This is a genomic window from Streptomyces sp. NPDC058469 (assembly GCF_042721125.1).
Classification (GTDB): domain Bacteria; phylum Actinomycetota; class Actinomycetes; order Streptomycetales; family Streptomycetaceae; genus Streptomyces.
Genome location: NZ_JBHXME010000123.1, coordinates 26,668 through 33,907 on the forward strand (window position 1 = coordinate 26,668; position 7,240 = coordinate 33,907).

Annotated in this window: 6 protein-coding genes and 1 tRNA gene; 4 read left to right on the forward strand and 3 right to left on the reverse strand. The window is 70.9% G+C overall.

The annotated features are described in order from the left end of the window. Positions 1–3 precede the first annotated feature (3 nt). Positions 4–630 carry an NIPSNAP family protein gene (locus ACFWP5_RS37625; RefSeq protein ID WP_019056619.1) on the reverse strand — a complete coding sequence of 209 codons (627 nt, stop codon included), beginning with the start codon at positions 628–630 and terminating at the stop codon, positions 4–6. A 306-nt stretch (positions 631–936) separates the two neighbouring features. Between ACFWP5_RS37625 and ACFWP5_RS37630 the strand changes: the two genes are divergently transcribed. The 3 genes from ACFWP5_RS37630 (at position 937) to ACFWP5_RS37640 (ending at position 2,199) form a co-directional block, all read left to right on the forward strand. After that, positions 937–1,308: a hypothetical protein gene (locus ACFWP5_RS37630; RefSeq protein WP_384167338.1), complete on the forward strand. Its 372-nt coding sequence runs from the start codon at positions 937–939 to the stop codon at positions 1,306–1,308. A 212-nt stretch (positions 1,309–1,520) separates the two neighbouring features. Beyond that, positions 1,521–2,135, forward strand: coding sequence for a bifunctional DNA primase/polymerase (locus ACFWP5_RS37635; RefSeq protein ID WP_384167343.1), 615 nt, complete (start codon positions 1,521–1,523; stop codon positions 2,133–2,135). Then, positions 2,126–2,199 (forward strand) — tRNA-Lys (locus tag ACFWP5_RS37640). The genes ACFWP5_RS37635 and ACFWP5_RS37640 overlap by 10 nt, the downstream gene beginning before the upstream one ends. Positions 2,200–2,328: 129 nt before the next feature. Here ACFWP5_RS37640 and ACFWP5_RS37645 read toward each other — a convergent pair. Further along, a complete protein-coding gene (locus tag ACFWP5_RS37645; RefSeq protein WP_384167345.1) occupies positions 2,329–3,654 on the reverse strand; it encodes a M6 family metalloprotease domain-containing protein in 1,326 nt (441 codons plus the stop codon). A 375-nt stretch (positions 3,655–4,029) separates the two neighbouring features. Between ACFWP5_RS37645 and ACFWP5_RS37650 the strand changes: the two genes are divergently transcribed. Further along, positions 4,030–5,910, forward strand: coding sequence for a putative bifunctional diguanylate cyclase/phosphodiesterase (locus ACFWP5_RS37650; protein ID WP_384167347.1), 1,881 nt, complete (start codon positions 4,030–4,032; stop codon positions 5,908–5,910). A 26-nt stretch (positions 5,911–5,936) separates the two neighbouring features. On the opposite strand, the gene ACFWP5_RS37655 is transcribed toward ACFWP5_RS37650, so the two are convergent. Then, on the reverse strand, positions 5,937–7,070 hold the full coding sequence (locus ACFWP5_RS37655) for an LLM class flavin-dependent oxidoreductase (protein ID WP_384167350.1): 1,134 nt from the start codon (positions 7,068–7,070) through the stop codon (positions 5,937–5,939). Between the last annotated feature and the right edge of the window lie 170 nt (positions 7,071–7,240).

Consider the following 7,240-nt stretch of genomic DNA (forward strand, 5'->3'; position numbering starts at 1 on the left):
CCGTCAGGACAGCGGTGAACCCGGGACGGGCCAAGCGATCGTCGAGGTCGCGTGAGCGATGCGTTCAGGGCCGCCGGGTGGCGGCCAGGTGCCCGCGGCGTAGAGCTCTCGCCGGATGCGGACGCGTTCGTCGAGACTCTGGAAGGGCCACACGTGCACGATGCGTTCGGGGCCGTCGAGCGCGTACATCACGACCGTGACCGGGTCGATCGGGTCGCGCTCCGGAAGCGCTCGGCGCCAGCCCTGGATCGTTCCTGGTAGACCGCCGGGAACGAGCGTGTAATCACGGATCTCGTACGCCGGCCCGAGCGTCCCCACCTCCACCTTCGGCATCATCGGCAGCCCCGCGAAGCTCGCCACGTCGATGCCGGTGACCTCGGCCGTCCCGGAGAGCGGGTGCCCACCCAGCCGCATGGCGTGCCGGGCGGCGAGGAGAGTTTCCTCGTCCGGGAACGACCGCAGCACCCAGACACGTCCGAGTTCGCCGTTCTCCGATGTCCACCCGCCGAGCCAGCGTCCGCCGTCGCCCGCGTTCTCCGCCCACACGCGCACGGCTTCGGCGACCCGTGTGCCGTCCATGAGCGCGCTGGTGACCGTTGTCCACTCGTACCGGACCGCTCGCTGTTCCACGGAGACGTCCGCAGAGGTGATGGCCGCTTCCCTCACTGTCCCGCCGTTCTCACGATGTGTGGTCCCGCCGCGGCACAACCGCGCGGGATCACTCAACATACGACAGCCGGGAAGCAATCCGGCCGATGCCCACGCCATGCGGGCGGCAGCCGACGAATACAGTGCCGGACCACTGGGAAACCCCTCACATGGCACTGGATCCCGTGCCTCAAGGGTATGCCCGGGGCCCCTTGCGCCGCCGGGGGACAATGGACGGTGGTCCGGCTCGTGAGGCGGGTCATCCGTGACGTACGAGGAGGAGAAGACATGGCGGAGCACACGCCGCGTCGCAATGAATCGCGGCTACGCCCCGCGCCCCTGCTCTTCGAGCCCGCGCAGGCGGCCGAGGACCCGGAGCACTTCTTCGACCTGGAGTCGATGGACGACCCCCGTGCGCTGCTGGCCCGTGCGACGGAGCTGACGCACGCGTTCCGCGCCGCGACCGACCGCGCGGTGGAGTTCCAGGCGATCGCGGCGGCGCAGCTCGCCGATCCGCGCCGGTTCGACCGGCTGACGCCGGCGGACATCGCCGAGCGCGCCGAGTGGACCGAGGACTACGCGAAGAAGATGGTCGAGTTCGGACGGGACCTGCTGCGCGGCACCGAGGGCCGGGACAGCGGGGCCGTCGACCCCGTGTGACCCCGGGGCCGGGGGTTAGGGGGCTAGGGAGTCAGGGCCCACAATTCCCGCCGCACCTCACAACTCCCACAACTCCCCCCACACCCCACCCGGCACCAGAAAGGACTTCTGGCATATGCCGGTTGGGCAAGATACTCCCTCCCGCCCCCTCCTGTCCCGATTTCCGGCAACCCTCAGAGACCGGACGCTCACGGCCGGTAGATCTATGAGTCATGAGCAGCACACAGGATGAGCCCTTCGCCGACCGCTTCGACATCTCGGGCGTCACCTCGGACGGTGCCGCCTGGCTCGCCTCGGCAGGAACGTATCCGCGCAGCACCCTCGCCCTCTGGAAGGAGCGGCCGGACGCCCCGGTCGTCCTGCCCTGCGGCTCCGCCTTCGACGTGGTGAACGCCCCGGCGATCTTCGGGCGCCGCATGGTCGACCGCTTGTGGGACGAGGGCCCCGGCTCCGGACCGGTCGCGACATACCGGGGACGGATGCTCCTGTTCGCCGGCCCCGGTACGGCTCAGCGGCTGCCGTCGCTGCTGGGCTGGGAGGAGTGGGGCGCGCACCCCGGGGAGCACAGCCGTACGGGGTCCGTCCCGCCGCTGCTGTGCCACGGCAAGGGCGACGCGGTGACCGTCCCGGCGCTGGTCGGCGGGGCCGCGCCGGCCCCGTTCGACTCGCGCTGGCTGGTCGCTCCGGACACCCGTCGACCCTGGCTTCCCGGCGCCGAAATCCTGCTCTGGGCGGCCGTGCGGGCGGCCCGGACCGCCGTACGGATATCGATTTTTCCTCCCCCGGATCAGGATGCTAAGGTCTACGACGTCAGCAGGCGCCGCTAGCTCAGTTGGTTAGAGCAGCTGACTCTTAATCAGCGGGTCCGGGGTTCGAGTCCCTGGCGGCGCACGCTAGCGATGGCGAGGCATGTTCGCGGAAAGCGCGAACCGGCCTCGCCATCGTTGTTTTTGCGCGGCTTCGCCGCGCGTTGCGGGGGCTTCGCCACCCACACCCCCCGCCACCAGTGGTCCGGGGTTTTCAGCCCGGCTCCCCCGGCGTGATCACCACCGTCCACGCCCCCGAAGCCGTCCGTCCCTCCACCTCGACCTTCACGTTGTCGCCGGGCACGGTGAAGCTCTCGCCGAGGGAGACCGGGGCGTCGGCGAGCGGCGGGTAGACCGAGGTCTCCCAGCAGGCCTCGGTGTGCGGGTGGGCGTCGACGACCTCGATCGGGCCGCTCCCGGAGGCCGCGCCGCCGCGCACCCGGTACACGAGGACGCCCTGTTTGCAGGCCGTGCCGTCGTTGCCGACGGGGCTGCGCGCCTCGAAGGCCAGCGCGCTGTCCGTCCCGGTGCGCACGACCGCCAGCTTGGTCCCGAAGCCGAGCCCGAACGCCGGCGACCCCGCAGCGCTGCCTGCCGCGGAGGTACCGGGCCCGGCGGCCACGGGTTCCAGGGTCAGCCGGGTCGGCGCGGTCCCCCGTACGCACACCACCTGGCGCGGATCCAGCCAGCCCAGCTTCCACTTGTGCCAGGCGAACAGGTCCGGGGCGAGGCCGAACTGGCTGCCCATCAGGTCCCAGTCGCCGACGTAGGTGTCCCAGTCGCCCTTGCCGTCCACCGGCCGGTGGTAGAGGTCGGGCAGGTCGAAGACGTGGCCGGTCTCGTGGGCGAGGACGAGCCGGTCCGGGGGGTGCTTCTCGAAGACCGTGACGACCCGTCGGATGTCGGTGCCGTCGGCCCGCAGCGGGGTGTCCAGGTTGACGACCTTCGTCGCGTCCGAGTCCACACCGGGCGCGTCCGGATCGGCCACGAAGTAGACGATGTCGTAGCGCGAGAAGTCGACCTCGTGGTCGGAGGCGGCGAGCGCGTCGCGGAGGTACGCGGCGCGGTTCACCGGGTTCCAGTCGCGCTGTATGGCGTACGACGTCGACGCGTGCGGCATGCGGATCCAGTTCCGCAGCGGGTGCGGGCGGAGCGTGAACCTGCCGTAGGAGGCGCGTTCGTAGAAGCGGGAGGTGGCCGGGAAGTGGTCGGCGGCGAGTTCGGCGGGGGTGGCCCGCGGGGTCGCGTCGGGGAAGGAGAGGAAGACCATCACCGCGTCGAGCGCGCGGGTGGGGCGCGGGTAGGCGGCGTTCCAGGTGTCGAGGCCCTCCGAGTGGTGGGCGTCGGTGCGCTTGAGGGCACAGGGTGTGGTCGAGAACGGCTCGGCGACCGACTGGCTGGACATGATCGAGGTCGCGGCGAGCGCGGACATCGTGGTGAACACGGCCGCGGTGCCGCGCAGTCCGGGGCGCGTCCGCCACTGGGCGAGCCCCTTGAGCGCCGTACGGGAGAGCCCCTTGAGGGGGAGCTGACACGGCACGTGGACCTCCGGGAGCGGGTTCGCGGGACACCGACACCCAGCCTGTGATGGTTTGTTGGGGTATGCCCTGTTTATCTGCACCAGAAGGGTGAGAGGGACGCCCGGGACGGCTGAGACACGCCCGGACCGACATCCGGAAACACTCACGGAACGTCACATGTGGTCGGCCATTTCAAGAACCCGTCCAGGTGCGGGCGGAAACGATCTGCCGGAATGGGCCGTTGTTCCGGGACACTGGACAGTGGCTGGAAGGGCCGGGGGCCAACCTCTATGATCGGCACACTTTCCTGCACGGACACGGCGCGGCGGCCCCCCACCCGGTCGGCCATCCCGACGAGACCCATCCGAAGATCGAGTGCACTGCGGGAGCGAGCGGTGAGCGGAACGTCCGAAGGGCCGGCGCCCGCGGCAGACCTCATCCGGCCAGCCGTCACAGAGAGTAATGGCGAGGCATCGCCTCGTACCGATTTCCCCGATTCCACCGAGTTCCCGGATTCCCACGAGTCCCCCGGGTCCCTTGAGTCCCTCGAAGACGGCCTGCTCGGGTCCGCCTTCTCCGCGGCCCCCCTCGCGATGGCCGTCGTGGACCGCGACGGCCTGGTCGTCAGCGCGAACGACACGTTCGGCGCGCTGCTCGGCAAGGCGGGTGCCGCGCTGACCGGGCTGGTCGCGGCCGATCTGATGGACCTGAAGTCGGAGGCGCGCACGTGGCACGCCTATCGCGAGGTGCTGCGCGGCCGACAGGCCAAGCTGAGCTGCACCCGACGGGTCAAGCACCCCGACGGGCACGTGCTGTGGGTGCAGGTGACCGTGGCGCCGCTGCCGGCCGAGGAGCACAGTGTGCTGCTGTCACTCACCGACATCAGCGCCCGCCGTGAACTCCAGGCGCGGCTACGGCACTTGGAGATGCACGACCCGGTGACCCGGCTGCCCAACCGCACGCTGTTCTTCGAGCGGCTCTCGGCCGCGCTGGAGGCGGAGTCGTACGAGCAGGGCGGTACCGGGCGGATCGGCCTGTGCTATCTGGATCTGGACGGCTTCAAGGCGGTCAACGACACGCTCGGCCACCGGGTCGGCGACCGGCTGCTGGCCGCCGTGGCGGAGCGGTTGACGCGGTGTGCGGACGAGGCGGGTTACGCCCGGGCGAGTTCTCCGCTGGTGGCGCGGCTCGGTGGTGACGAGTTCGCGCTGCTCGTCGAGGACTCGACCGGGACCGACCAACTGGCCGATCTCGCCGAGTCGGTGCTGAAGGCGTTGCAGGCGCCGTTCGACCTGTCCGGGCAGCGGCTGTCGCTGTCGGCGTCGATCGGTGTGGTCGAGCGGCACGCGTCCGGGACGACCGCCACCGGGCTGATGCAGGCCGCCGACACGACGCTGTACTGGGCGAAGGCGGACGGCAAGTCCCGCTGGACGCTGTTCGATCCGGAGCGCAACGCGCACCGGATGACCCGCCAGGCGCTGGCCTCCACGCTCCGTCCGGCCATCGAGCGGGGTGAATTCACCCTGGAGTACCAGCCGTTGGTGGGGATGGAGAACGGTCGGCTGCGCGGGGTCGAGGCGCTGGTGCGCTGGAATCACCCGCAGTTCGGCATGCTGACGCCGAATCGGTTCATCGGACTGGCCGAGGAGGACGGCTCGATCGTGCAGCTCGGCCGCTGGGTCCTGGTCACCGCCTGCCGCCAGGCCCGGCGTTGGCAGTTGGACCACCCGGACGAGCCGCCGATCTTCGTGAGCGTCAACGTGGCCGTACGTCAGGTGTGGGACTCGGACCTGGTCGCGGACGTCGCGAAGACGCTGGCCGAGACCGGACTGGCCCCGCGTCTGCTGCAGTTGGAGCTGACCGAGTCCGCGGTGATGGGGTCGGCGGGGCGGCCGCTGCAGACGCTCCAGGCGCTGAGCGACATGGGGGTGCACATCGCCATCGACGACTTCGGCACCGGTTACTCGAACCTGGCGTATCTGAGCCGACTGCCGGTCTCCGTCCTGAAGTTGGACGGTTCGTTCGTGCGCGGCTTCCAGTACGAGGGCGAGGGGGTCCCGCCGAACCCGGCGGACGAGGTCATCGTCGAGGCGATGATCCAACTCGCCCACCGGCTGGGCCTGTCGGTGACCGCCGAGTGCGTGGAGACCTCGGCACAGGCCGCCCGGTTGCGCCGCATCGGCTGCGACACCGGACAGGGGTGGCTGTACTCCCGTCCGGTGGCGCCGGATCGTATCTCCGAACTACTGGGGACGAAGGCCTGTCAGCAGACCTGACGGACGTCGATCCCCAGGCCGGTCCATCAGGCCTGAGGGGTCGTCAATCCGTAGGCGTCCGCGATCAGTTCGTACGAGCGCAGGCGCAGGTCGCCGTTGTGGGCGTGGGACGTGAGCATCAACTCGTCGGCTCCCGTGCGCTTCTGGAGGTCGTCGAGTCCGGCGCGGACCTCGTCCGCGGTGCCGTGGATGACGTTGGCGTTCCAGGAGGTGATGAACTCCCGCTCCATGGGGCTGAATTCGTACGCCTCGGCCTCTTCCGGGGTGGGCACGAGCCCGGGGCGGCCGGTGCGCAGCCGGACCATGTTGAGGGCGGCGGCCAGCACCTGCCGGCGGGCCTCCTTCTCGTCGTCGGTGGCGAGGGCGGAGACACCGATCAGGGCGTACGGCGCGTCGAGCGCGGCGCTCGGGCGGAAGGACTCGCGGTAGAGGTCCAGCGCCGGGATCGTGTTCTGCGCGGAGAAGTGGTGGGCGAAGGCGAAGGGCAGGCCGAGCATGCCGGCCAGGCGGGCGCTGAAGCCGGAGGAGCCGAGCAGCCAGATCGGGGGCCGGTGCGGGGACTGGACGCCGCCGGGCGAGGTCGACTGGATCGGGCCGGGGACCGCGTGGATGCGGGCGTAGGGGTGGCCGTCCGGGAAGTCGTCGTCCAGGAAGCGGGTGAGTTCGGCCAGTTGCTCGGGGAAGTCGTCGGCGCCCTCGTTCAGCCGGTCGGTGCGGCGCAGGGCGGCGGCGGTGGCGCCGTCGGTGCCGGGGGCGCGGCCGAGGCCGAGGTCGACACGTCCCGGGGCCAGCGCCTCCAGGGTGCCGAACTGCTCCGCGATGACGAGCGGCGCGTGGTTCGGGAGCATGACGCCGCCCGAGCCGAGGCGGATGCGGTCCGTGTGGGCCGCGAGGTGGGCCAGGATCACGGCGGGCGAGGAGGAGGCCACGCCCGGCATCGAGTGGTGCTCGGCGACCCAGTAGCGGTGGAAGCCGCGCGACTCGGCGAGGCCGGCGATCCGCACGCTGGTGCGCAGCGCGTCGGTGGCGGTGCGGCCGGCGCCCACGGTCACCAGGTCCAGTACGGACAGGGGGACGGGGGCGGTGCCCTGCGCCGTACCCCGGATCTCGTCACCCCGGTCCTCGTCGGTCGTGCCCCGGACCTCGTCGTCTGCCGCCACGGTGGGTGCCTCCTGTTGTGAGCTGTGCGGTTCCTTCCGGGGCTAACAGGAGGCTGTCTCCGCTTTATTCCCGGAGGCATCCACGTGGGGCAGCGCTTCACGTCGACGCCGGTCGGCACCACCACGATCTCCGACAACACCATGGTCCGGGCCGGCAGCCTCGACCCCAA

What these genes read in the sequence shown, in the direction of transcription:
- ACFWP5_RS37630 (WP_384167338.1), top strand. Translation starts at nt 937, where the DNA reads ATGGCGGAGCACACGCCGCGTCGCAATGAATCGCGGCTACGCCCCGCG.
- ACFWP5_RS37635 (WP_384167343.1), top strand. Translation starts at nt 1,521, where the DNA reads ATGAGCAGCACACAGGATGAGCCCTTCGCCGACCGCTTCGACATCTCG.